This window comes from Pseudonocardia acidicola (genome assembly GCF_012911935.1).
Classification (GTDB): Bacteria; Actinomycetota; Actinomycetes; order Mycobacteriales; family Pseudonocardiaceae; genus Pseudonocardia; species Pseudonocardia acidicola.
In genome coordinates this window covers 49,511-72,434 of the sequence record NZ_JAAXLA010000023.1, presented here as the reverse complement: position 1 = coordinate 72,434, position 22,924 = coordinate 49,511, and the positions used below count along the sequence as shown (strand labels likewise).

18 protein-coding genes and 1 tRNA gene are annotated in these 22,924 nt (G+C 72.7%); 8 read left to right on the top strand and 11 right to left on the bottom strand.

All coding sequences use genetic code 11. The features are described from left to right. Positions 1-43: 43 nt before the first annotated feature. A complete protein-coding gene (locus HF526_RS14515; RefSeq protein ID WP_169381951.1) occupies positions 44-3,427 on the bottom strand; it encodes a S41 family peptidase in 3,384 nt (1,127 codons plus the stop codon). A gap of 106 nt (positions 3,428-3,533) precedes the next feature. Here HF526_RS14515 and HF526_RS14510 point away from each other — a divergent pair, with 106 nt between their 5' ends. After that, a complete protein-coding gene (locus HF526_RS14510; RefSeq protein WP_169381950.1) occupies positions 3,534-4,766 on the top strand; it encodes a PQQ-dependent sugar dehydrogenase in 1,233 nt (410 codons plus the stop codon). Between the two features lie 150 nt (positions 4,767-4,916). After that, complete coding sequence (locus HF526_RS14505; RefSeq protein ID WP_169381949.1) at positions 4,917-5,798, top strand: phytanoyl-CoA dioxygenase family protein; 882 nt, start codon at positions 4,917-4,919, stop codon at positions 5,796-5,798. A 63-nt stretch (positions 5,799-5,861) separates the two neighbouring features. Here HF526_RS14505 and HF526_RS14500 read toward each other — a convergent pair whose 3' ends face one another. The 5 genes from HF526_RS14500 to HF526_RS14480 form a co-directional block, all read right to left on the bottom strand. Next, positions 5,862-6,887, bottom strand: a complete 1,026-nt coding sequence (locus HF526_RS14500) for an NAD-dependent epimerase/dehydratase family protein (RefSeq protein ID WP_169381948.1) — start codon at positions 6,885-6,887, stop codon at positions 5,862-5,864. A gap of 22 nt (positions 6,888-6,909) precedes the next feature. Then, entirely contained in the window at positions 6,910-7,581 is a 672-nt protein-coding gene (locus HF526_RS14495) for a PIG-L deacetylase family protein (RefSeq protein WP_169381947.1), read from the bottom strand. Between the two features lie 13 nt (positions 7,582-7,594). Then, positions 7,595-8,425: a sugar phosphate nucleotidyltransferase gene (locus HF526_RS14490; RefSeq protein ID WP_169381946.1), complete on the bottom strand. Its 831-nt coding sequence runs from the start codon at positions 8,423-8,425 to the stop codon at positions 7,595-7,597. Positions 8,426-8,429: 4 nt separating this feature from the next. After that, positions 8,430-9,653: a class I SAM-dependent methyltransferase gene (locus tag HF526_RS14485; RefSeq protein ID WP_169381968.1), complete on the bottom strand. Its 1,224-nt coding sequence runs from the start codon at positions 9,651-9,653 to the stop codon at positions 8,430-8,432. Between the two features lie 280 nt (positions 9,654-9,933). Beyond that, positions 9,934-10,911, bottom strand: a complete 978-nt coding sequence (locus tag HF526_RS14480) for an acyl-CoA desaturase (protein WP_169381945.1) — start codon at positions 10,909-10,911, stop codon at positions 9,934-9,936. A 210-nt stretch (positions 10,912-11,121) separates the two neighbouring features. Between HF526_RS14480 and HF526_RS14475 the strand changes: the two genes are divergently transcribed. After that, a tRNA-Gln gene (locus HF526_RS14475) sits at positions 11,122-11,192 on the top strand. A 228-nt stretch (positions 11,193-11,420) separates the two neighbouring features. Here HF526_RS14475 and HF526_RS14470 read toward each other — a convergent pair. Both HF526_RS14470 and HF526_RS14465 read right to left on the bottom strand, forming a co-directional pair. After that, a complete protein-coding gene (locus HF526_RS14470; RefSeq protein WP_169381944.1) occupies positions 11,421-11,858 on the bottom strand; it encodes an OsmC family peroxiredoxin in 438 nt (145 codons plus the stop codon). A 144-nt stretch (positions 11,859-12,002) separates the two neighbouring features. Then, positions 12,003-12,494, bottom strand: a complete 492-nt coding sequence (locus HF526_RS14465) for a L,D-transpeptidase (protein WP_169381943.1) — start codon at positions 12,492-12,494, stop codon at positions 12,003-12,005. A 256-nt stretch (positions 12,495-12,750) separates the two neighbouring features. Here HF526_RS14465 and glmU point away from each other — a divergent pair, with 256 nt between their 5' ends. From glmU to pth, 4 genes are all read left to right on the top strand, one after another. After that, a complete protein-coding gene (gene glmU / locus HF526_RS14460) occupies positions 12,751-14,373 on the top strand; it encodes a bifunctional UDP-N-acetylglucosamine diphosphorylase/glucosamine-1-phosphate N-acetyltransferase GlmU (RefSeq protein ID WP_169381942.1) in 1,623 nt (540 codons plus the stop codon). Continuing rightward, on the top strand, positions 14,370-15,350 hold the full coding sequence (locus HF526_RS14455; protein ID WP_169381941.1) for a ribose-phosphate diphosphokinase: 981 nt from the start codon (positions 14,370-14,372) through the stop codon (positions 15,348-15,350). The genes glmU and HF526_RS14455 overlap by 4 nt, the downstream gene beginning before the upstream one ends. Before the next feature lie 193 nt (positions 15,351-15,543). Continuing rightward, positions 15,544-16,209, top strand: a complete 666-nt coding sequence (locus HF526_RS14450) for a 50S ribosomal protein L25/general stress protein Ctc (RefSeq protein ID WP_169381940.1) — start codon at positions 15,544-15,546, stop codon at positions 16,207-16,209. 3 nt (positions 16,210-16,212) lie between these two features. Further along, complete coding sequence (pth, locus tag HF526_RS14445; protein ID WP_169381939.1) at positions 16,213-16,797, top strand: aminoacyl-tRNA hydrolase; 585 nt, start codon at positions 16,213-16,215, stop codon at positions 16,795-16,797. A 64-nt stretch (positions 16,798-16,861) separates the two neighbouring features. Here pth and HF526_RS14440 read toward each other — a convergent pair whose 3' ends face one another. Beyond that, positions 16,862-18,529 carry a fatty acyl-AMP ligase gene (locus tag HF526_RS14440; protein ID WP_169381938.1) on the bottom strand — a complete coding sequence of 556 codons (1,668 nt, stop codon included), beginning with the start codon at positions 18,527-18,529 and terminating at the stop codon, positions 16,862-16,864. 65 nt (positions 18,530-18,594) lie between these two features. Here HF526_RS14440 and HF526_RS14435 point away from each other — a divergent pair, with 65 nt between their 5' ends. After that, a complete protein-coding gene (locus HF526_RS14435; protein ID WP_169381937.1) occupies positions 18,595-19,944 on the top strand; it encodes a M20/M25/M40 family metallo-hydrolase in 1,350 nt (449 codons plus the stop codon). Positions 19,945-20,088: 144 nt separating this feature from the next. Here the strand turns inward: HF526_RS14435 and HF526_RS14430 are convergent, their stop codons facing one another. Beyond that, positions 20,089-21,882: an ABC-F family ATP-binding cassette domain-containing protein gene (locus tag HF526_RS14430; protein WP_169381936.1), complete on the bottom strand. Its 1,794-nt coding sequence runs from the start codon at positions 21,880-21,882 to the stop codon at positions 20,089-20,091. Next, positions 21,882-22,856, bottom strand: a complete 975-nt coding sequence (locus HF526_RS14425) for a 4-(cytidine 5'-diphospho)-2-C-methyl-D-erythritol kinase (protein ID WP_169381935.1) — start codon at positions 22,854-22,856, stop codon at positions 21,882-21,884. The genes HF526_RS14430 and HF526_RS14425 overlap by 1 nt, the downstream gene beginning before the upstream one ends. Positions 22,857-22,924 lie beyond the last annotated feature (68 nt).

Genomic DNA, 22,924 nt, shown 5'->3' with positions numbered 1-22,924 from the left:
GCCCGGCCCGGGGCGCGACCCCGCGGCCGCGCCCCGGGCGCGACTACGGCCGCGGCGGCAGCTCCGGGCGGCGCCGCGACGGGCGCGTCGCCGGATCCGGCGGACGCACCGCGGGGCGCTCCCGCAGCGCCGCCAGCGCCAGCTCGATCGCCTTCTCCAGCTGCGGGTCGCGGCCGGCCACCCAGTCCTGCGGAGTGATCACGACCTCGACGTCGGGTTCGACACCGTGGTTCTCCACCTCCCACGCCACGTCGTCGAACCAGAACGAGTAGCGCGGCTGGGTCACCCGGGTGCCGTCGACGAGGCCGTAGCGGCTGTCGATCCCGATCACGCCGCCCCAGGTGCGGACCCCGACCACCGGGCCGATCTTCATCCGCCTGAACGCGGCGGTGACGATGTCGCCGTCGGAGCCGGAGTGCTCGTCGGCCAGCGCGACCACCGGCCCGCGCGGCGCGTCGGCGGGGTAGGTCTCCGGCTGCCGGTGCCGCACGACGTCCCAGCCGATCACCTTGCGGGCCAGCTTCTCGATCACCAGCTGCGAGGTGTGCCCGCCGCTGTTGCCGCGCACGTCGACGATCAGACCGTCGCGGCGGGTCTCGCGGCCCAGGTCACGGTGCAGCTGCGCCCAGCCGCTGGCCACCATGTCGGGCACGTGCAGGTAGCCCAGCCGCCCGCCGGAACGCTCGGCGACGAACGCGCGCCGACCGGCCACCCAGTCCTGGTAGCGCAGCGCGAGGTCGTCGGCCAGCGGCCGCACGACGATCCGCCGGACCTCACCGCCGTCGCGGCCGGGGCCGGTCTGCACCGTCAGCTCGACCAACTGCTCGGCGGTGCCCACCAGCAGCGGCGCGGGCCCGAGGTCGGGGTCGACCGGCTTCCCGGCGACCTCCAGGATCAGGTCGCCCTCCCGGACGTCGACGCCCGGCCCGGCCAGCGGGCTGCGGGCCCGGGCCGCGGACGTCTCCGGCGGCAGCACCCGGGCCACCCGCCAGTGCCCCGCGCCGTCGGGCTCGAGGTCGGCGCCGAGCAGGCCGGGCCGCCCCGACGGGTCGCCACCGTCACCGCCGCCGATCACGTAGGCGTGCGAGGATCCGAGCTCGCCCTGCAACTCCCACAGCAGGTCGACCAGGTCGTCGTGGCTGCCGACCGCGTCGACCAGCGGCCGGTAGCGGTCCAGCTCGCCGGCCCAGTCCACATCGGCCATGTCCTCGACCCAGAAGTGGTCGCGCATCAACCGGCCGGCCTCGTCGAACATCTGCCGCCACTCGGCCGTCGGGTCCACCGTCACGGTGATCCGGCGGGTGTCGATCTCGAACTCGTCGGCGTCGTTCTCGCCGGGGGCGCCGGAGCCGGCCCGGTCGGTGCGCAGTACCCGCAGCGTCGAGCCGTCCCGGACCACCAGCCGGGTCCCGTCGCCGCTGACCTCGTAGGCGCTGACCGGATCGGCGATCACGTCCAGCTTGCGGCGCACCAGGTCGTAGCGCTCCAGCACCGGCCGCGGCCCCCTGTCCCCGGTGATCGCCCGGCCCTCGCCGAGGATCCCGGCGACCGGCGAGCGGAACCACAGCAGGCAGTCCTTGGCCGCCCCGAGCCCGCTCAGCCGGCCCTCTGCGACGGGGACCGCGACGACCCGGGCCGCCAGCCCGTCGACGTCGACGACCACCTCCGGCGGCGCCTCCTTCTTCTTGTCCTCGGCCCCCTTGGCGTCCTTGGCGTCCTTGGCTTCCGTCACGTCGCCGTCGCCGCCCTCGGCGGTCGCCGCGTCGCCGTCCACGGCGGGCAGGTCCTCCGGGCCCTCGTCGGCGGCGGAGGTCGGCCGCCCGTCCGGGCTGGCCCCGAACGGCGACGGCGTTCGCGCGGCCAGTGGCACCAGGAACGGCCGCCACGACGCCGGGAAGGTGAGGTCGAACGAGTGCTGGTCGTAGATCGGGTCGAAGCTGCGCAGCGACAGGAACGCCAGGTACTTGCCGTCGGCGGTGAACACCGGGTGCTGGTCGACGAACCGGGGCGCGGTCACCTCGACCAGGGTCTCGTCGGCCAGCCGGGCGATCATGATGCGGCTCAGGCCGGCCTCGGCCGGGTCGGCGTAGGCCAGCCAGGCGCTGTCCGGGGAGTAGTTCAGCCCGGACATCTCACCGGCCGCCCCGCGTGCGAGCTCGCGCAGCGCGCCCGTGGCGGTGTCGAGGACCAGCAGCCGGCCGTCGTGCGTGGCCAGCGCGGCGGTCGTGCCGTCGGGCGCGGCGACCAGCTCGAGCACCCGGCCGATCTCACCGGCGCCGTGGCGGGCGGGTCCCGGCGCCCCATCGGCCCGGGAGTCGATCGGGGCGATGCACACGGCGTCCTCGCCCGCGGCGTCGTCGATCCAGACCGCGCGGTCCTCACCCAGCGGCTGGGCCAGCCGGGCCCGGACGCCGGGCTCGGCGAGCAGCGTGCGGGCCGGGCCGTCCCGATGGGTGAGCCGATGCACCGTGCCCCGGACCTGGGCGATGCTGGTCCGGCCGCTGCGGTCCGGAACGGCGCGGGTCAGCCAGCGCGCGGCGTCGACCCGGAACGGCTCGCGGGCGGTGCGCGGCCCGCCGAGGCGGATGTCGAGCCGGCGCGGCTGCGCGTCGTCGGACAGGTTCTCCAGCAGCCACAGCTCACCGGCGGACTCGTAGATCACCCGGGTGCCGTCGGTGGTGGCGTGCCGGGCGTAGAACGCGGGCGCGCCCGCTCCCCCGTGATCGGTGTGCCGGCGCAGCCCGGCGAGGTCGCCGTCGAAGGGGAGCGAGTAGAGATTGCCCCAGCCCTCGTGATCGGACAGGAACGCGATGCGGGCCGCGTCCCCGGCGCCGACGATCATCGGCGAGTCGAGCTGCCCGTTCAGCTCGGCCGCGAGCCGGCTGAACCGCCCCGATCCGGCCGGGTCCCACCACAGCTTGCCTGCGGTGCCCCCGCGGTAACGCTTCCACCAGGCCATGTCCCGCGACATCGTCGTGCCCAGGAGCACCGCCGGGCCACCGTCGACCGGCAGTGCCAGGTCCGAGACCGGCCCGTAGTCCAGCCGGCGCGGCGCCCCGGACGCGGCCGGGATCGCGTGCGCCCAGCTTCGCCGGGCCGACGCCTGCCCCGCCGCGGTCACGGCGAGGGCGTCGCCGCCGGGGGTCCAGCCGACCGTCCGTGTCCGCGGGTCGCCCCAGTAGGTCAGCCGGCGCGCACCGCCGCCCTCGGCCTCGGCCACGAACACCTCGGGCACGCCCTCCCGCCATGACGTCCACGCCACCTGGGCTCCATCCGGGGACAGTCGCGGGTTGGCGGCGGGCACACCGTCGGCGGTCAGCCGGTAGGCCCGCCCGCCGGACAGCGGCGCCGACCAGACGTCGTCCTCGGCCACGAAGACCGCGGTGTCGCCGTGCAGGTGAGGGAAGCGGAGGTAACTGCGGGGCATGGGCCAGACGGTATAAGGCCGGTCGGACATCCGGCCGTCGCGACGCGGGTCCGGGCCTGACCGGACATACTGCGTCTTCGCGGTCGTATCGGGGAGAATGCGGACCATGCTGCGATCGCGGGCACGCCGGTTCGTCTGGATCCCGGCGTCGATCGCGCTGGCGCTGGCCGGGTGCTCGGCCGATGCCGGATCGGTCGCAGACGGTGCCGCCGGGGCCGCCCCCGCCGCCCAGGGGGCCGCGTCGGCGCCCACCCGGACCGGCACCCCGCAGTTGCGCGTGAGCACCGTCGCCGCCGGCCTCGCCCACCCCTGGGACCTGGGGCTCCTGCCCGACGGCCAGGTACTGGTCAGCGAGCGCGGCGGCCGGCTCGCCCTGGTCTCCGGGACAGCCCCCGGAGCCATCGTCACGCCGGTCGCGGCCGACTTCGGCGACGTGCTGGTCCGCGGCGAGGGCGGGCTGATGGGACTCGTCGTGCACCCCGACTTCGCGCAGAGCCGGCGCTTCACCACCTGCCAGACGCACACCGGGGGCGGCGGGGACGTCCGGCTGATCACCTGGCAGCTCGCGGTCGACGGCCGGTCCGCGGCCCGGGTCGCCGACCCGCTGGTCGGCGGGCTGCCGGTGAGCCCCTCGGGCCGCCACTCCGGCTGCCGGCCCACACTGGCCGCCGACGGCGCGCTGCTCGTGGGCACCGGCGACACCGCCCGCAGCACCGTCCCCCAGGACCTCACCTCGATGGGCGGCAAGGTGTTGCGGGTGGACCTGGCGACGGGCGGCCCGGCGGCGGGCAACCCGTTCGCCGACGCCGCCGCCGCGGCCCAGCGGCTGATCTGGACCTACGGGCACCGCAACGTGCAGGGCGTCGCCGTCCGGCCCGGCACCGGCGAGGTCTACACCGCCGAGCACGGCCCGGGCACCGACGACGAGGTGAACCGGCTGCGGGCCGGCGGGAACTACGGCTGGGACCCGTCGCAGGGCGGCACGGTGGGCGGCTACGACGAGTCGGTGCCGATGACCGACCTGGCCCGCTTCCCGGACGCCGTCCCGGCGATGTGGAGCTCCGGTCGCCCGGTGGAGGCGATCGCGGGCGCGGCATTCATCGACGGGCCGCAGTGGGGCGCGCTGGACGGCGCACTGGCGGTCGCGGCGCTGCGCGGCAGCAAACTCCTGATCATGACGCTGGGCCGGGACGGCGCGGTCGCGTCGGTCGGTGTGCCCATTGAACTGGACGGCACCTTCGGTCGGCTGCGCGCGGTGCGCACCGGACCCGACGGCGCGTTGTTCGTCACCAGCTCGAACGGCTCCGGGGACGTTCTGCTCCGGATCACCCCGGTCTGACCGACTCATTCTACTAAGTCGATTAGTAGCTACTATCATTCCTAGTAGGCAGCGCAGAAGCTACTATTCTCGTTCGTAGGAAACCGCCCAGCTCTCATCAGGTAGCCTCGCCGCAGGGCCGAATAAGCGGACAGAGACGAGGAACAGGCGTTGATCACGCTCTACCTGAATCGACAGATCGCGGACGACGATCGGCGTGAATCGCTGTTCGCCGGGAACTTCTATCTGTACACCGGACTGGCCGGCGCCAACGCCCTCGCGGAGCACGCGAAGTCCCTCATCAGCGAGGCTTTTTCCGGACTGGACCCGGAGCGGGCGCAGTACGAGATGAGCGTCGACGAATTCGTGAAGCGGGTCGGCCCGCTGAAGTCCGAGTTCACCAACGGCCAGCGCACCAAGGAGCTGTGCCAGCAGTTCGCCGTCGAGCTGGGCGTCGACCCCGAGCTCACCTACTTCGACATCCCGCGACTGCGGGTTATTCCTGCGGACAACTATCTCTCCGCGGGCGTGAGCTACAACTACAAGGCGCACCGCGATATGTGGTACGGCCACCCGCAGCAGCTGGTGAACTACTGGGTTCCGGTGTTTCCCGTGGTCGGGGACAATGTTATGAGCATGTTCACCGACTATTTCGACAAGCCCGTGCGGAACGGTTCCAACGCCTACGACTACGACGAGTGGGTCGCCAAGCACCGGCACGCCGCGGCCGAGAAGACGACCAAGGACGACCGGCCGCACCCGCTGCCGCTGGAGGAGATCGACTCCCGCGGGGAGATCCGGATCGCCGGCGGCTCCGGGGACGTCATGATGTTCTCGTCGAACCACCTGCACGCCTCGGCCCCGAACCTGTCCGGCGTCACCCGGTTCTCCTACGACCTGCGGACGATCAACATCGAGGACGTCCGGGCCGGGCGCGGCCCGCGCAACGTCGACAGCGGCGCCACCGGCACCACGCTGGGCGACTTCCTGCGCGTCTGCGACCTCGCCCCGCTGCAGGCCGACGAGTTCAGCAGCGCGCTCTCCGGCGCCTGACCCGGAACACGGCGCCGGGCCGCCCCCGGAAGCGGGGACGGCCCGGCGCCGGGGCGATCGGCGTCAGCCGACGACGCGCATCGACCCGTCGAGCGTGCCCGCCTGCTGCCGCCCGGACAGCACCGCGAGGCGGGTGAAGCGCTTGTCGAACGCCTCCTGGGTGAGCCCGCGGGCGCGGTACTCGTCGGCCAGCTGCCGGGCGCCGGCCGGGATCGTCCACTGTGCCTCGAAGTCGAGCTCCTTGCGGGCCCGGGAGAAGTCCACCCGGTAGGAGCGGGGGTCGTTGCCCGCCTCGCCGGTGATCAGCAACTCGGAGCCCGGCACCGCCTCGACGACGGCCTGCGCGATCTCGGCGACGGTCCGGTTGTTCTTCTCGGTGCCGACGTTGTACGCCTTGCCTCGAACGACGTCCGCGGGGGCGGCCAGCGCAGCCACGACGGCACCGGCGATGTCCTCGGCGTGCGCCAGCGGGCGCCACGGGGTGCCGTCGGAGAGCACCTTGACGACGCCGGTGAGGATCGCGTGCCCGACCAGGTTGTTGAGCACGATGTCGGCGCGCAGCCGCGGCGAGAACCCGAACGCGGTGGCGTTGCGCAGCGAGACCGGCACGAAGCCGGAGTCGGCCAGCTCGGCGAGGTCGTCCTCCACACGCACCTTGGAGATCGCGTACGGGGTCACCGGCTTGAGCGGGGCATCCTCGTCGACCAGGTCGTCACCGGACTGGGCACCGTAGACCGAGCAGGTGGACGCGTACGCGAAGCGCTTGACCCCGGCCTCCTTGGCCAGCCTGGCCAGCCGCGTCGACGCGTGGTGGTTGATGTCGTAGGTGATCTCGGGGGCCAGCGAACCCAGCGGGTCGTTCGACAGCGCCGCCATGTGCACGACGGCGTCGAAGCCCGTCAGCTGCTCGACGGTGACGTCGCGCAGGTCGACGGCCAGGCCGGGCACGTCCGGCGCGTCGAGCGAGCCCAGCACGCAGTCGGCGAACAGCCCGCTGTCCAGACCCACCACGTCGTGCCCGGCGGCGGTCAGGATCGGCGCCATCACGGTACCCAGGTAACCCTGGTGGCCGGTCAGCAGAACACGCACGAGAGAAGTCCCCCTCTGATCGTCAGTCGACCGGGTCGAGCCCGGTCAGCGGTGCCACTCCGAGCACCATCTTGGACACGTGGAAAGCCTCGGCGTAGCGAGCGTGACACTGCACACCACGGATGCGGGCCAGGCCGCCGAAGGCCTCGGCGTCGAACCAGCTGCGGTCCCGCTGGGAGCCGTAGTGCTCGTGCAGCTTCGCGATCTTCTCCCGCAGCACGGGCTCGGCCAGCGGGAGGAACACCTGCGGCTGGACGAGGTCGCTCTCCCACTTCAGGATCTCGTACCCCAGCGTCAGGTGGTCGCGGAACACGGTCGGCACCATCCGGGCCAGCGTCCGGTGGTCCTGGTGGGCGTCGTGCGGGGACGGCGCGAAGATCAGGTCCGGCTCGCCGCGCTGGCGCAGGTCCTCGAGGGCCTGCTTGGCCCGCTCCCAGCGGGTCGGCACCCGGCCGTCGGGCAGGTCGAGGACGGCGATCTCCAGCTGCGCGCCGGGGCAGAACGCGGCCAGCGCGGCCCGTTCCTCCTCCTCACGCAGCGACCCGCCGCCGGTCAGGACCAGCGCCGAGACCCGGACGCCGGGGTGCGAACGGCACAGTTCGAGCAGCGAGCCGCCCGCCCCGATCGCGATGTCGTCACAGTGCGCGCCGAGCAGCAGCATCCGGTCCAGCCGCTCGGGCAGGAGGCTCAGCATCGTTATCGCACGCCTATCGCTCGAGGTGAGCCTGGTTGAGCGCCGCGATCGCGGCCTGCAGCGGGTCCCGGTCGGGGGCCTCCCAGAGCATCCACGGCCGGGTGCCGCCCTGGTAGGCCGCCTCCAGCGCGGTGCGCTCCTTGACGGTGTCGGCCGGCTGCCAGAAGCCGCGGTGCCGGTAGGCCATCATCCGGCCCTCCTTCGCGAGCGGGGCGCAGGCGTCGGCGATCAGGTCGCCGTTCTCCGGGAGGTACTCGAAGATCTCCGGCCGCAACACGAAGTAGCCGCCGTTCTCCCACAGCGGCATCTCCTGCAGCGTGGTGATCGAGGCGATCTTGTCGCCGTCCCCGACGTCGACGCAGTGGAACGCCGACTGCGGCGGCACCGCGAGCAGCGCGCCGACCGAATCGGTGCCCCGGAACTGCTCGATCATGTCGTTGAGCGGCATGTCGGTGAGCACGTCGGCGTAGTTGGCCAGGAACATCTCCTCGCCCTCCACCAGTGCCCGCACCCGGCGCAGCCGCTCGCCGATCGGCGAGTCCAGCCCGGTGTGCACGAACGTGATCGTCCAGTCCTGGATGTCGCTGCCGAGCAGCTCCACGTCGCCGCCGCGCAGCACGAAGTCGTTGGACGCCGTCTCGTCGTAGTTGAGGAAGAAGTCCTTGATGTGGTGCGCGCCGTAACCCAGACACAGCACGAAGTCCTTGTGCCCGAAGTGCGCGTAGTAGCGCATCACGTGCCAGATCAGCGGGCGCGGACCGACCGGGTGCATGGGCTTGGGCAGGTCGGACACGCCGTCGCGCATCCGCATGCCGTAGCCGCCGCAGAACAGGACGACCTTCACAGCGTCAGACCACCTCGAGCGTCGGGATCGGGAAGACCAGCCGCCCACCCCACTCGCGCACGTAGGCGAGCTGCTCGGTGAGCTCGGTGCGCAGGTTCCAGGGCAGGATCAGCACGTAGTCCGGGCGGTCCTCGGCGATCTGCACGGGGGCCAGCACGGGGACGCGCGTACCAGGGGTGTAGCGGCCGTGCTTGTAGGGGTTGCGGTCGACGGTGTACGCGAGCAGATCGGGCCGGATGCCGCAGTAGTTCAGCAGCGTGTTGCCCTTGCCCGGCGCGCCGTAGCCGACCACCTTCTTGCCCTCGCGGCGCGCATCGATCAGGAAGCTCACCAGGTCGTCGCGAACCCGGGAGACGGCGGCGGCGAACCCGTCGTGGCCCTCGGCGGTGTGCAGCCCGGCGGCCTCCTCGGCCGCGAGCACGTCGCGGACCGCCTGCGAGGGCTCCGCGGCGATCTCGGCCGGGCGCGCCCACAGCCGGATCGACCCGCCGTGGGTGTCGAGCAGTTCGACGTCGACCAGGGCCAGCCCACCGGAGGCGAGCGCGCGCTGCGCGGTGAGCACCGTGTAGTACTGGAAATGCTCGTGGTAGATCGTGTCGAACTGGGTGCGCTCGACCAGCGTGAGCAGGTGCTGCACCTCGATCGACACCCAGCCGTCGTCGGCGACCATGGACCGCAGGCCCTTGGTGAAGCCGATCACGTCAGGGATGTGCGCGTAGACGTTGTTCAGCGCGACCAGGTCGGCGGGCCCGTGCTCGGCGCGCACCTGCGCACCGGTCTCCGGGGTGAGGAACGCGGTGAGCGTCGGGACGCCCTTCTCACGCGCGGCCTCACCGACGTTCACCGACGGCTCGATACCCAGGCAACGGATTCCGCGGCCGACCACGTGCTGCAGCAGATAGCCGTCGTTACTGGCGACCTCGACGACGAACGAGTCCGGCCCCAGTCCGAGCCGCTCCACCGCGCCCGCGACGAACCGCTCCGCGTGCTGCACCCAGGACGTGGAGAACGAGGAGAAGTAGGCGTACTCGGTGAACGTCTCCTCGGGGGTGATCAACGGCGGCAACTGCGCGAGCAGGCACCGGTCGCACACCCGCACGTGCAGCGGGTATGTCGTCTCCGGCTGCTCCAGCGCCGCGGCCGGGAGGAAGAGCTCGCAGGGCGGGGTGGCGCCGAGATCGAGGAAGCTGCGCAGCTCTGCGGATCCACAGAGCCGGCAGGTCAGCAGGGGGTCGCCCACCGACGAGGCGTCGAGCGCCTGTGTCGCGCTGTCGGCCGCCGTCACGATGACCTCACCGACGCGTCGCGGGGCAGTCCGAGATCAGGGGTGAACACGGCGGTCAGTGTTCCACGAACGGCGCAGCGCTCACCCGGGGGTGGGTCACCCACCCGCGCCGAAGGCACCACTTGCCTCGTTTGCGCACCTCACGCCATTCGGGCGGCCCAAATGGGTCGAAGAGTGCCACTCGGATGGCTTCAACCGGTCATTTCGTGCATTTCCGGCGGGATCAGCTATTGCTGATCTTGGCGAGCCTGCGGGTCGTCGGCCAGCGCACCTCGTGGGCCCAGCCGAAGCGCTCGAACAGCCAGATCACCCGCGCCGAGATGTCGATCTGCCCGCGCAGCACGCCGTGCCGGGCACAGGTGGGGTCCGCGTGATGCAGGTTGTGCCAGGACTCGCCCATGGACAGGATCGCCAGCGGCCAGAAGTTGCGGGACTTGTCGCGGGAACGGAACGGGCGCTCGCCGACCATGTGGCAGACCGAGTTGATCGACCAGGTCACGTGGTGCAGTACACCCATACGGACCAGTCCGCCCCAGAAGAACCCGGTCAGCGCGCCGGCCCAGGACCACGTGATCAACCCGCCGAGTGCGGCGGGCAGCACCAGGCTCATCGCGACCCAGAGCCCGAACAGTTTGCTGACCCGGCGCACCGCCCGGTCGGCCAGCAGGTCGGGGATGAATCGCTCGTAGTTGGACTTCCGGCGGTCGAACAGCCACCCGATGTGCGCCCAGAAGAATCCCTTCGCCACCGCCAGCGGCGAGGTGCCGTAGCGCCACGGCGAATGCGGGTCGCCCTCCTTGTCGGAGAACGCGTGGTGGCGCCGATGATCGGCCACCCAGGCGAGCACCGAGCCCTGAATCGCCAGCGACCCGCTGATCGCGAGCGCCACGCGCAGCCACGGCCGGGCCTTGAACGACTTGTGCGTGAAATGCCGGTGGTAACCAACAGTCACACCCAGGATGCCGATCACGTAGAACGTCGCCGCGATCACGACGTCGTGCCAGCCCAGGCCCCATCCCCAGACCGCGGGCACCGACGCGACCAGCGCGAGCATCGGCACGATCACGAAAGCCCAGACGAGGCCCTGCTGCCAGTTCGTTCGGTTCAGTCCGAGCAGCGGTTTCGCACCTGCGGGCGCGGCCGCGCCGTCGGCACCGCGAGGGGTCGTAGGGTTGTCGACTGCAGCGGCCTCAGTGGGCATGCGGGGTCACCTCTGGGTCGGGAGCACTCGGTGCAGGGTGCGCTCGACGTGACCGCACCTCCCGGAGAGTAATCGAGCCGATGCGCAACGCGCAGCGCCGCATCCGGACATTTCCGGTCGTGGACCCCGCACGTTAATCACGCCGACAGGGATACCCGGACGGCGGTGGATGCAGGACCCGCATGACCGGCATGTCAGGATGGGGGCCTGTCCGCCGTGGTGTAACGGCAGCACCTCGGATTTTGGTTCCGATGGTCCAGGTTCGAATCCTGGCGGCGGAGCGCGTGCTCGATATCAGGTTCGGCCACACGTCCCGACATGACGACGGGGTGACCCACCGCAACGGTGGAATCACCCCGTGGTCGTCGATGCGGAACGGGGATGCCTCCCCGGCCGCGGCTGGGTCAGCGCCCGCCCGAGGGCTGCGGCTCCGGCTCAGGCCGGCCGTTCCCGGTGCACCTCACGTCGACTCCTCTCCCGACCGCTCGCCCCCGCTGCACGGGTGGAACTCACTCCAGCGCAGCGTCGAGCGTGATCGTCGTACCGGCCAGCGCCTTGCTGACCGGGCACTGCTCCTTGGCCGCCTCCGCGACCTGTTCGAAACCCGCGGCGTCGAGGCCGTTGACCTCGCCACGCACGGTGATGTTGATCCCGGTGATGGCGAACCCGCCCTTCGGGTCCGGGCCCAGCGAGACGGCCGCGGTGACGTCGAGCGCCTCCGGCGTGCCGCCCGCCTCCGCGATGAGCGCGGAGAGCTGCATCGCGTAGCAGGACGAGTGCGCGGCGGCGATGAGCTCCTCCGGGCTCGTCCAGCCGCCGGCGTCGTCAGCGGCCCGCTTGGGGAAGCTGACGTCGAACGTACCGACCTTGCTGCTGCTCAGTTCGACCTGCCCGGCCCCCTGCTCCAGGGTCCCGTTCCATGCCGTGCGAGCGGTGCGAGTGGGCATGTGGCCTCCTTCGGTTGCTCGATCCCGATCAACCCGTCAGACGCCCCGGCCATGCCCGCCCTCACAGATCTTGAGACGACCGGTCGGCAGCGAACGACGAGCGGGGCGACGGCGGGGTGGACGGCAACCGGCTCGCGACAACGATCAGCGGACCTGGACCCTGTCGTCGACCTGCAGGAAATCGTAGAACGCACTGGCGTCCGCGGTGGAGAGCCGAACGCAGCCGGCCGAGGGCGTCGAGAGGTTGCCCTCGTGGAATGCGATGCCCCCCGGCGCGAAGAACACCGCGAACGGCATCGGCGCGTCGTTGAACTCCGCGCTGCGGTGGCTCTTGTTCTTCCACTCGACCCGGAAGTCGCCCCGCGGCGTCTCGTGGCCGGGCCCGCCGGAACTCATCGGGACCGGCCCGCGCACGACCTTGCCGTCGCCGATCAGCCACGCCTTCTTGGCCCCGAGGTCCACACAGGCGCGTGCCGCCGCGGTACACGGGGTGCCCGCGACGGGCGCGGCCCCGGCCGGCGCCGGCGCGCTCTCCGCGTGCCCGACACCCGCCGAGCCGAGGGTGCCGGCGCCCACCAGACCGGCCGCGAACGCCGTCCGGACCCGGGGCCGCCGGGTCTTGCTGTGCTTGCCCATCCAGGTCCTTTGTCCGCTCCGCGTCGGCCGGGCGGATCAACGACCCCGGCCGGGGATGGTTACGAGCGGTACCGCGGGCACCCTGCGCAGGTCCGCCGGGCCTGCTCCAGGGGAGGGGCCGGGCCCGGTTCGGACACCGTAGGATCCGCGTCGTCGCCGACGCCGAGTCCGCCGAGTCACCGCAGAGCCACGAGCGGCCCCGCCGTTCCGGCGACGGTGCCGTCGCACGGACGCAACGAGCCAGGGAGTGGGGACGATGCCCGATCGTCACGGCGGGCCCGATCGCACCGGAGCAGCCTCCGGGCCCGGCGGAGTGACGGACCCGAGCGGGACGAACCGACCGGCGGCAGCGATCGTGCTCGCCGCCGGCGAGGGGACCCGAATGCGGTCTGCGATCCCCAAGGTCCTGCACCCCATCGGGGGGCGCAGCCTGCTGGGGCACGCCGTGTACGCCGCCGCGGCGCTGGAGCCCGAGCACCTGGTGGTGGTCGTCGGGCACGCCCGCGAGCAGGTCGGCGAGGCCGTCGACGGACTCGGCGCGGAGCTCGCCCGCCCGGTGCTGACCGCCGTGCAGGAGCAGCCGCTCGGCACCGGGGACGCGGTGCGCAGCGGGCTGGCGGCGCTGCCGGCCGACCTGACGGGCACCGTGCTCGTCAGCTGCGGCGACGTCCCGCTGCTGGACGCCGCGACGCTCGGCGCGCTGCTGGCCGAGCACGACACGGTCGGCGCGGCGGTCACCCTGCTGACCACCGACCTGGCCGACCCGACCGGCTACGGGCGCATCCTGCGCGAGGGCCCACGCGACGGCAGCGCCGCCGGGCGGGTCACCGGGATCGTCGAGCAGAACGACGCCGACCCGGCCCAGCTGGCGATCACCGAGGTGAACTCGGGCGTCTACGCGTTCGACGCGGCCTTCCTGGCCGCCGCGATCGGCCGGCTGGACACCGAGAACAGCAAGCGCGAGCTGTACCTGACCGACCTGATCGGGATCGCCGCCGCCGACGGCGCCCCGGTCGGCGCGGTCCGCTGCGCCGACCCGTGGCTGCTCCGCGGCGTGAACGACCGGGTGCAGCTCGCGGCCATCCGTGCCGAGCTGAACCGGCGGGTGCTGGAGCGGTGGATGCTCGCCGGGGTCACCGTGGTCGACCCGGCCACGACCTGGGTGGACGTCCAGGTCCGGCTGGGCGTCGACGTGCTGCTGCACCCGGGCACCCAGCTGCACGGCACCACGGTCGTCGCCGACGGCGCGCAGATCGGCCCGGACACCACGCTGACCGACACCGAGATCGGCGCCGGTGCCACCGTCATCCGCACGCACGGCAGCTCCGCGGTGATCGGGCCCGGCGCGTCGGTCGGCCCGTTCGCCTACCTGCGTCCCGGCGCCCGGCTCGGCGAGCGCGGCAAGATCGGCACTTTCGTCGAGGTGAAGAACGCCGACATCGGCGCGGGCAGCAAGGTGCCGCACCTGACCTACGTCGGCGACGCCTCGATCGGCGAGATGAGCAACATCGGCGCCTCGTCGGTGTTCGTCAACTACGACGGCGTCCGCAAGCACCGGACGGTGATCGGATCCCACGTGCGGACCGGCTCGGACACCATGTTCATCGCCCCCGTACAGGTCGGCGACGGTGCGTACACGGGCGCAGGCACCGTGTTACGCCAGGACGTACCACCGGGGGCGCTGGCCGTGTCGGCCGGGTCACAGCGGACCATTGAGGGCTGGGTCCGGAAGAACCGCCCGGGCACCCCGGCGGCCGAAGCCGCCGAGCGGGCCGACGACGCCTCGGTGTCGGCGACCGTCGCCTCGGCGCCCTCCGGCCCCGGCACACACGCAGCGGACGAGGCCGGCGACACCGGTCGAGGAGGCACAACACGGTGAGCGCGATCTCGGCCACCCCGAAGAAGAACCTCATGCTCTTCTCCGGACGGGCCCATCCCGAACTGGCCGAGCAGGTGGCCAAGGAGCTGGACGTCACCATCACCCCCCAGTCGGCGTACTCCTTCGCCAACGGGGAGATCTTCGTGCGTTTCGAGGAGTCGGTGCGTGGCTGCGACGCGTTCGTCCTGCAGTCGCACTCCGCCCCGATCAACGACGCGATCATGGAGCAGCTGATCATGGTCGACGCGCTCAAGCGCGCGTCGGCCAAGCGGATCACCGTGGTCATGCCGTTCTACGGCTACGCCCGGCAGGACAAGAAGCACCGCGGCCGGGAGCCGATCTCCGCGCGGCTGGTCGCCGACATGTTCAAGACCGCCGGTGCCGACCGGATCATGACGGTCGACCTGCACACCTCGCAGATCCAGGGCTTCTTCGACGGCCCGGTGGACCACCTGTTCGCGCTGCCGGTGCTCGCCGACTACATCAAGCGCACCTACTCCACCCGCGAGCTCGCGGTCGTCTCCCCCGACTCGGGGCGCGTGCGGCTGGCCGAGCGGTGGGCGGACACGCTCGGTGGCACACCGCTGGCGTTCATCCACAAGACGCGCGACCCGATGAAGCCGAACGAGGCGGTGGCCAACCGCGTCGTCGGCGACATCCAGGGCCGGCTCTGCGTGGTGATCGACGACATGATCGACACCGGTGGCACGGTGGCCAAGGCGGTCGAGGCACTGCTGGCGGAGGGTGCGTCCGACGTGATCGTCGCGGCGACGCACGGCGTGCTCTCGGGGCCGGCGACCGAGCGGCTCTCGACGTGCGGCGCCCGCGAGGTGATCTTCACCGACACGCTGCCGATCCCGGACGAGAAGCGGTTCCCGACCATGACGGTGCTGCCCATCGCGCCGCTGGTGGCCCGCGCGATCCACGAGGTCTTCGACGACGGATCGGTGACCAGCCTGTTCGACGGCAACGCCTGAGGCCCACCGGTCGGCGCCGGGGCATCGGCGCCGACCCCGGGGGCCGAGGGGCCCAGCCTCGTCGCGTATCCTCATCTGCAGTTCCGCGGCGAGGGCGGGCGTTGTTCAGCCCGCCGTGATCGACGCTGGGCCGGTCCCACCGGCTCCTCGCCGCGCGTCAATTTTCGCAGAACGCAGATCGAGGAGAAGTACCGTGGCCGAGGCCCGTATCGACGCCGAGACCCGCACGGAGTTCGGCAAGGGCGCCGCCCGCCGCGCCCGCCGTGCAGGCAAGATCCCCGCCGTGCTCTACGGGCACGGCACCGACCCGCAGCACCTCGCGCTCCCGTCGCTGGAGTTCGCCCGGGTCGTCCGTGAGCAGGGCCGCAACGCCGTGCTCGAGCTCAACATCGCCGGTGCCGCGCCGCAGCTGGCGCTGACCAAGACCGTGGTCGTGCACCCCATCCGCCCGTACATCGAGCACGTCGACCTGCTGGTGATCAAGCGCGGCGAGAAGGTCGTCGTGGAGATCCCGCTCGTGATCACCGGGGACGCCGCGCCCGGCACCCTGATCACCCAGGACCTCAACGCCGTCGAGGTCGAGGCCGACGTGCTGAACATCCCGGAGCACCTCGAGGTCTCCGTGGAGGGCGCCGAGGCGGGCACCCAGATCCTCGCCGGCCAGCTGCCCCTGCCGAGCGGCGTGGAGCTGCGCACCGACGCCGAGCACCTGGTGGTCAACGTCGTCGCCGCGCCGACCGCCGAGGAGCTGGAGGGCGAGGTCGACCTGGAGGGCGCCGGCGTGGTCGAGGAGGCCCCGGCGGCCGAGACCGGGGCCCCGGCTGCGGGCTCCGACGAGTCCGGTTCCTCGGGCAGCTGACCCATGGCGCCGGGCCCTGCCCTGGTGGTCGGGCTCGGCAACCCCGGGCCCGACTACGCCGAGACCCGGCACAACGTCGGCTTCCGCGTCGTCGACCTGTTGGCGGCGCGGGCCGGCGGTGGCCGGTTCAAGGGACACAAGACCAACGCCGACGTGCTCGAGGGCCGGCTGGCCGGGCGGCGCGTCATCCTGGCCAAGCCGCGGACGTACATGAACGTCTCCGGCGGGCCGGTCGCCGGGCTCCTGAAGTACTACGCGGTGCCACCGGAAGACCTCGTCGTGGTGCACGACGACCTCGACCTGGGCTTCGGCGTCGTCCGGCTCAAGCGGGGCGGCGGCGAGGGCGGCCACAACGGACTGCGCTCGATCAGCTCGGCGATCGGCACCAAGGACTACCTGCGGGTCCGGTTCGGCATCGGCCGCCCACCGGGCCGTCAGGACCCGGCCGACTTCGTGCTCAAGCGGTTCTCGGGCGCGGAGCGCAAGGACCTGGAGTTCGCCGTCGATCTCGCCGCGGACGCCGCCGAGGCGCTGCTGCACGACGGCCTCGAACCCACCCAGAACCGCTTCCACGCGCTGTCGGGCTGACCCCGATCCGCCATGAAGGGGGCTTTCGCTGCATCCAGCGCAGCGAAAGCCCCCTTCGCGTCGTTCAGGCGTGGGCGGCGAGCAGGTCCCGGGTCGCGGCGCGGCGGAGCTTTCCCGAGGGCGTCTTGGGCAGGCTGCCGGGCTTCAGCACGACGACCTCGGCGGGGCGCACCCCGACCGCCGACACCACCCGCGAGATCACGTCCTTGCGGATGAGCTGTTCGGCCTCCGCGTCGCCGGCCCGGCGCGACTCCACCGCCACCAGGAACGACTCGCGGTGCCGGCCCTCCCCTGCGGTCAGCCGCACCGCCACCGTGTTGCCGGCCCGCACGCCGTCGGTGCCGGCCGCGGCGCGCTCGATGTCGGTCGGGTAGATGTTGCGCCCGGCCATGATGATCACGTCCTTGCGCCGGCCGCAGACCACCACGGTGCCGCCGGCCAGGTAGCCCTCGTCCCCCGTGTCCAGCCAGCCGTCTGCGTCCTGTGTGGACTGCGGCCCGTGGACGGTCAGGTAGCCGGGGGTCACCGACTCGCCGCGCAGCTGCAGCACCCCGACCTCGCGCTCGCCGAGGACCGTCCCGTCGTCGCCGACCACCCGCACCTCGATACCGGGCAGCGGCGGGCCCAGCTTGGGGAAGCGGCGCACCGGGCCGTAGCTCGCGGGCACCGCGCGGCGATGTTTCTCGAGCTGCTCAGCGTCGACGTGGTCGATCTGCAGCCCGGTGTCGCACGGCGCGAACGACACTCCGAGGGCGGTCTCGGCCATCCCGTAGGCGCACACCACCGAGTCCGGGCTGAGCCCGTACCGGGCACCCGCCGTGGTGAACGCGACAACCGCGTCGGGGTCGATCGGCTCGGCGCCGTTGAGCGCGAACCGCATGCTCGACAGATCCAGCGTGCCCTCGGCCCGGGCGAGCTGGCGGGCGAGCACGGCATAGGCGAAGTTCGGCGCGGCGGTGACGGTGCCGCGGTACTTCGAGATCAGCTCGGCCCACAGCAGCGGCCGGGACAGGAAGTCCGACGGGGTCACGGTCACCAGCTCGAGCCCGGTCGCCATGGGCACGGTCAGGAACCCGACCATCCCCATGTCGTGGAACAGCGGCAGCCAGGACACCATCACGTCGCGGGAGATGTCGAGGCAGGCCGCCTCGACCATCGCGCCGATGTTGGCGAACAGGTTGCGGTGGGTGATCCGTACTGCCTTGGGCTCAGCGGTGGACCCGCTGGTCAGCTGCAGCAGCGCGGTGTCGTCCTCCCCCGCGACGTCCGCGGAGGGGGTGGCCAGGCCGCTCGGATCGGCGTCCAGGTCGGCCAGCCTGCGGAACGCGATGCCGCGCTCGGTGAGCACCGGGGCCAGCGCGTCGAACGGGGCGCCCAGCAGGATCAGTTGCGCGTCGATCATCTCCAGCACGGTGACCGTGTCCTCGGCCCACGCGGCCAGGTCGGTCCGCGGGGTCGGCTGGTGCAGCATCGTCACACTGCCGCCGGAGAGCCACACCGCCTGCGCGGCCGGGGCGATCGTGGCCGGCTCGCCGGCCAGCACGGCCACCGCCGCGCCGCGGCTCAGCCCCCGCACGCCGTCGCCGCCCGCCTGCAGCGCCGCGGCCATCCGCAGCGCCGTCGCGTGCACCTCGGGCCACGTACGGCGGACCGGATCGCCCGGTTCTCCTGTGGTCATCCCGCGGTCGGATCGGGTGGCCGTGTCCAGCAACATCGTGAGGAACCGGGACATGGGCGCGAGCCTACGTGTCGCCGGGTGGCCGATGGTGAAGACCGCTCGGCGTAGCATCTTCTGGCGTGCCGGACCCGCGTGAGAACCTCGCCGCCGCCGTGACCGATGCCCTGCCCGCCGCCCGGGCCGACCTCGAGCGACTGGTACGCATCCCGAGCATCTGGGCCGACCCCGCACACGCCGAGGACACCCGCCGCAGTGCCGAGACCGTGGCCGAGCTGGCCCGCGCGGCCGGCGCCGCGGCCGTGCAGATCGTCGCCGCCGAGGGCGGGGCACCGGCCGTCGTCGCGCAGTGGCCGGCGCCCGAGGGCCAGCCGACCGTGCTGCTCTACGCCCACCACGACGTCCAGCCCACCGGCGGCGACGAGCACTGGACCAGCCCGCCGTTCGAACCGACCGAGCGTGACGGCCGGCTCTACGGCCGCGGGGCCGCCGACGACAAGGCCGGCGTGATGACGCACCTGGCCGTGCTGCGCGCCTACCAGGGCCACCCGCCGGTCGGGGTCACGCTGTTCATCGAGGGCGAGGAGGAGTCCGGCTCCCCCACCCTGCCGGCGCTGTTGCGCTCCCACCACGAACTGCTCACCGCCGACGTCATCGTCATCGCCGACGCGGCCAACCCCGCCGTCGACGTCCCGGCCCTGACCACCAGCCTGCGCGGCCTGGTCGACGTCACCGTCGAGGTCGCGATGCTGGAGCGCCCGGTGCACTCCGGGGTCTACGGCGGGCCGGTCGGCGACGCCCTGACCGCGCTGTGCACGACGCTCGGTGCGCTGCACGACGCCAAGGGCGAGGTCGCGATCCCCGGCCTGGCCCGCGGGCACTCCGACGCCCCCGACATGGACGAGGCCACGTTCCGCTCCGACGCCGGCCTGCTCGACGGTGTCGAGCTGCTCGGCACCGGGACGCTTCCCGAGCGGACTTGGCTCAAGCCCGCCGTCGCGGTGCTCGGCATCGACGCGCCGCGGGTCGCGGAGGCGTCCAATGTGCTCGTCCCGCGGGCCCGGGCCATGGTCAGCATGCGGATCGCGCCGGGCGAGGACGCCCTCGCCGCCCAACGCGCGCTGGCTGCGCACCTGGAGTCGCACGTGCCGTGGGGCGCGCAGGTCACCGTCACCCCCGGCCCGGGGATCGCCGAGCCGTTCACCCTCGACGGCACCGGCGCCGCCTACGACGCCGCCCGCCGCGCGTTCTCCGAGGCCTACGGCAACGCCGCGGTGGAGACCGGGATCGGCGGCTCGATCCCGTTCATCGCCGAGTTCGCCCGGACCTTCCCGGGCGCCGCGGTGCTCGTCACCGGGGTCGGTGACCCGGCGAGTCGCTGGCACGGCATCGACGAGAGCCTGCACCTCGAGATGTTCGGCAAGGGCGTACTCGCCGAAGCCCTCCTCCTGGCCGAACTCACCCGCCCCTAACCCGCGAGTCGGCAGTTCCGGGACCGCGAGTCGGCAGTTCCGGAAGGCCGAGTCGGCGGTTCCGGGAGCTCCGGGTTGCGGGAGAACACGCATCGGCTCACCAGAAGTTGCCGACTCACCCTCCTGAAACTGCCGACTCGCGGGTCAGCTCTCGGCCAGTTCGGCGGCGGCCAGCCACTCCAGCTCGACGCTCTCCCGCTCGGCCACCACGGCCTTGAGCTCGGCATCGAGCTCGAGGAGCCGCTTGGGGTCGGTCGCGGCCTCGGCGAGCTTGGCGTGCAGCTTCTCCTCCTTGCCGGTCAGCGTCTCCATCCGCCGCTCCAGCCGGGCGGCCTCCTTGCGGGCCGCGCGCTGCTCGGCCGCCGACACCCCGGTCGACGCCGAGGGCGCCGCGGGGCGCACAGCGGTGGCCACCGGCGCACCGTTGCCCGCGGCCGCCCGCCGGGCCAGGTACTCCTCGATCCCGCCGGGCAGGTGCGTGATGCGGCCGTCGCCGAACAGCGCGACCACGGTGTCGCACACCCGCTCCACCAGATACCGGTCGTGACTGACGACGACCAGCGTCCCCGGCCATCCGTCGAGCAGGTCCTCCAGGTTGGCCAGCGTGTCGACGTCGAGATCGTTCGTCGGCTCGTCGAGCAGCAGCACGTTGGGCTCGGCCATGAGCAACCGGGTCAGCTGCAGCCGCCGCCGCTCGCCACCGGAGAGCTGGCCCACCGGCGTCCACTGGCGGGACGCGGGGAAGCCCAGCCGCTCCAACACCTGCGACGCCGTCATCTCCTGCTTGCCCAGGCGCACGTACTTCGCGACGGCCTCGGTCGCCTCGAGCACCCGCATGTCCTTCGGCAGGTCGACGAGCTCCTGCGTCAGCTCCGCGAGTTGCACCGTCGTGCCCTGCACGCGCTCACCGCCGGCGAGCGGCCGCTCCCCGGTCAGCGAACGCAGCAGGGTGGTCTTGCCCGAGCCGTTGACCCCGACGATCCCGATGCGGTCACCCGGCCCGAGCCGCCAGGTCACCCCGTCCAGCAGCACCCGGTCGCCGATCCGCACCGTGGCGTCCTCGAGCTCCAGTACGGTCTTGCCGAGCCGGTTGGTGGCGAACCCGAGCAGTTCGACGGTGTTGCGCGGCGGCGGCACGTCGGCGATCAGGGCCTCGGCGGCCTCGATCCGGAACCGCGGCTTGGACGTGCGGGCCGGGGCGCCGCGACGCAGCCAGGCCAGCTCCTTGCGCGCGAGGTTGCGCCGGCGGGCCTCCGCGGCGTCGACCTGCCGGGCCCGCTCGGCGCGGGCGTAGACCCAGTCGGCGTAGCCGCCCAGGTAGCTCTCGACGCGCCCGCCCGCGACCTCCCAGGTCCGCGTGCACACCGCATCGAGGAACCAGCGATCGTGCGTCACGACCACGACGCCGCACCGGCGGGACAGCAGATGCTGGGCCAGCCAGCCGACCCCCTCGACGTCGAGGTGGTTGGTCGGCTCGTCGAGCACGACGAGGTCGGGGTCGCCGACGAGCGCCGCGGCCAGCGCGACGCGGCGCTTCTCCCCGCCGGACAGCCCGTCGACGGTGCGGTCCAGGTCGTTGATGCCCAGCCCGGACAGCACGTCGCGAACCTTCGCGTCGGCCGCCCACTCGTGGTCGGCGGCACCGTCCCACTCGGCCAGCACGATGTCGCGGATCCGGGCACCGGCAGGCAGCGCGTCGCCCTGCGCGAGGTGCGCGAGCTTCAGCCCGCCGAGCCTGCTGACCCGGCCGCCCTGCGGCGCCCGGCGGCCGGACAGGATGTCGAGCAGCGTGGTCTTGCCGCCGCCGTTGAGCCCGACGACGCCGATCCGCTCGCCGCGCTCGACGCCGAGCGACACCGCGTCGAGCAGCACGCGCGAGGCGTCACCGGGAACGTGCGCGGTGACCGCCTCGAGATTGATCAGATTCTGCCCCGCCATCAGGCACGCACCGGGGGCCAGGAGCCGGTCGGCGGACCGGACGGGCCCGGCGGTGGATCGTGCGCGTCGACGACGCGAGCACCGGGCACGGGCCCGTGCGCGACCCGCACGGTGCGGCACACTCCGGCCCCGGCCAGTTCGGTGGCCACCTCGATCGCGGCATCGGCGTCGGTGCACAGGAACGCGCAGGTCGGCCCGGAACCGGACACGATGCCGGCCAGCGCGCCGGCGTTCACCCCGGCGCGCAGGGTGCGGCGCAACTCCGGTGCCATGCTCACCGCGGCCGCCTGCAGGTCGTTGCCCAGTGACAGCGCGAGCTGGCGCGGGTCCCCGCCCGCGAGCGCCTCGAGCACCGGTTCGACCGGGCGCTCCAGCGGCTCGGCGTCGCCGCGCAACCGGTCGAGCTCACCGAAGACTGCGGGTGTGGACAGGCCCTGGCGGTGCAGCGCGATCACCCAGTGCTGGTTGTGCCGGGACAGCACCGGAACGATCTGCTCGCCGCGGCCGGTGCCCAGCGCGGTCCCGCCGTGCAGGCCGAACGTGACGTCGCTGCCGAGTGCAGCGGCCATCTCGGAGAGTTCGTCGCGGGTCAGGTCGAGCTTCCACAGCGCAGACAGCGCGACGAGCGTGCCCGCCGCGTCGGCGCTGCCGCCGGCCATCCCACCGGCGACCGGGATGCCCTTGCGCAGCACCACCCGGACGTCCGGATCGCGGTCGGCGTGCCGGGCGAGCAACTGGACGGCGCGCCAGGCCAGGTTGGTGTCGTCGACGGGGACCTCTGCCACACCCTCGCCGTACACCTCGATCCCGGGTTCGTCGGCGGCGACCACGGTGATCTCGTCGAACAAGCTCACCGCGTGGAAGACGGTGACCAGGTCGTGGAACCCGTCCGGGCGCAGTCCGCCGACGGCCAGATGCAAGTTGATCTTCCCGGGGACGCGCACGGTGACGGGGGGCGGTACGGCGGACAGCACCTTTCAACCCTACGTGCGCCGACGCCGGACGGCCCGTGACCGTGGCCGACACCGCCCGTCGCGCCTGG

What these genes read in the sequence shown, in the direction of transcription:
- HF526_RS14515 (WP_169381951.1), bottom strand. Translation starts at nt 3,427, where the DNA reads ATGCCCCGCAGTTACCTCCGCTTCCCTCACCTGCACGGCGACACCGCG.
- HF526_RS14510 (WP_169381950.1), top strand. Translation starts at nt 3,534, where the DNA reads ATGCTGCGATCGCGGGCACGCCGGTTCGTCTGGATCCCGGCGTCGATC.
- HF526_RS14495 (WP_169381947.1), bottom strand. Translation starts at nt 7,581, where the DNA reads ATGCTGAGCCTCCTGCCCGAGCGGCTGGACCGGATGCTGCTGCTCGGC.
- HF526_RS14480 (WP_169381945.1), bottom strand. Translation starts at nt 10,911, where the DNA reads ATGCCCACTGAGGCCGCTGCAGTCGACAACCCTACGACCCCTCGCGGT.
- HF526_RS14470 (WP_169381944.1), bottom strand. Translation starts at nt 11,858, where the DNA reads ATGCCCACTCGCACCGCTCGCACGGCATGGAACGGGACCCTGGAGCAG.
- HF526_RS14465 (WP_169381943.1), bottom strand. Translation starts at nt 12,494, where the DNA reads ATGGGCAAGCACAGCAAGACCCGGCGGCCCCGGGTCCGGACGGCGTTC.
- glmU (WP_169381942.1), top strand. Translation starts at nt 12,751, where the DNA reads ATGCCCGATCGTCACGGCGGGCCCGATCGCACCGGAGCAGCCTCCGGG.
- pth (WP_169381939.1), top strand. Translation starts at nt 16,213, where the DNA reads ATGGCGCCGGGCCCTGCCCTGGTGGTCGGGCTCGGCAACCCCGGGCCC.
- HF526_RS14440 (WP_169381938.1), bottom strand. Translation starts at nt 18,529, where the DNA reads ATGTCCCGGTTCCTCACGATGTTGCTGGACACGGCCACCCGATCCGAC.
- HF526_RS14430 (WP_169381936.1), bottom strand. Translation starts at nt 21,882, where the DNA reads ATGGCGGGGCAGAATCTGATCAATCTCGAGGCGGTCACCGCGCACGTT.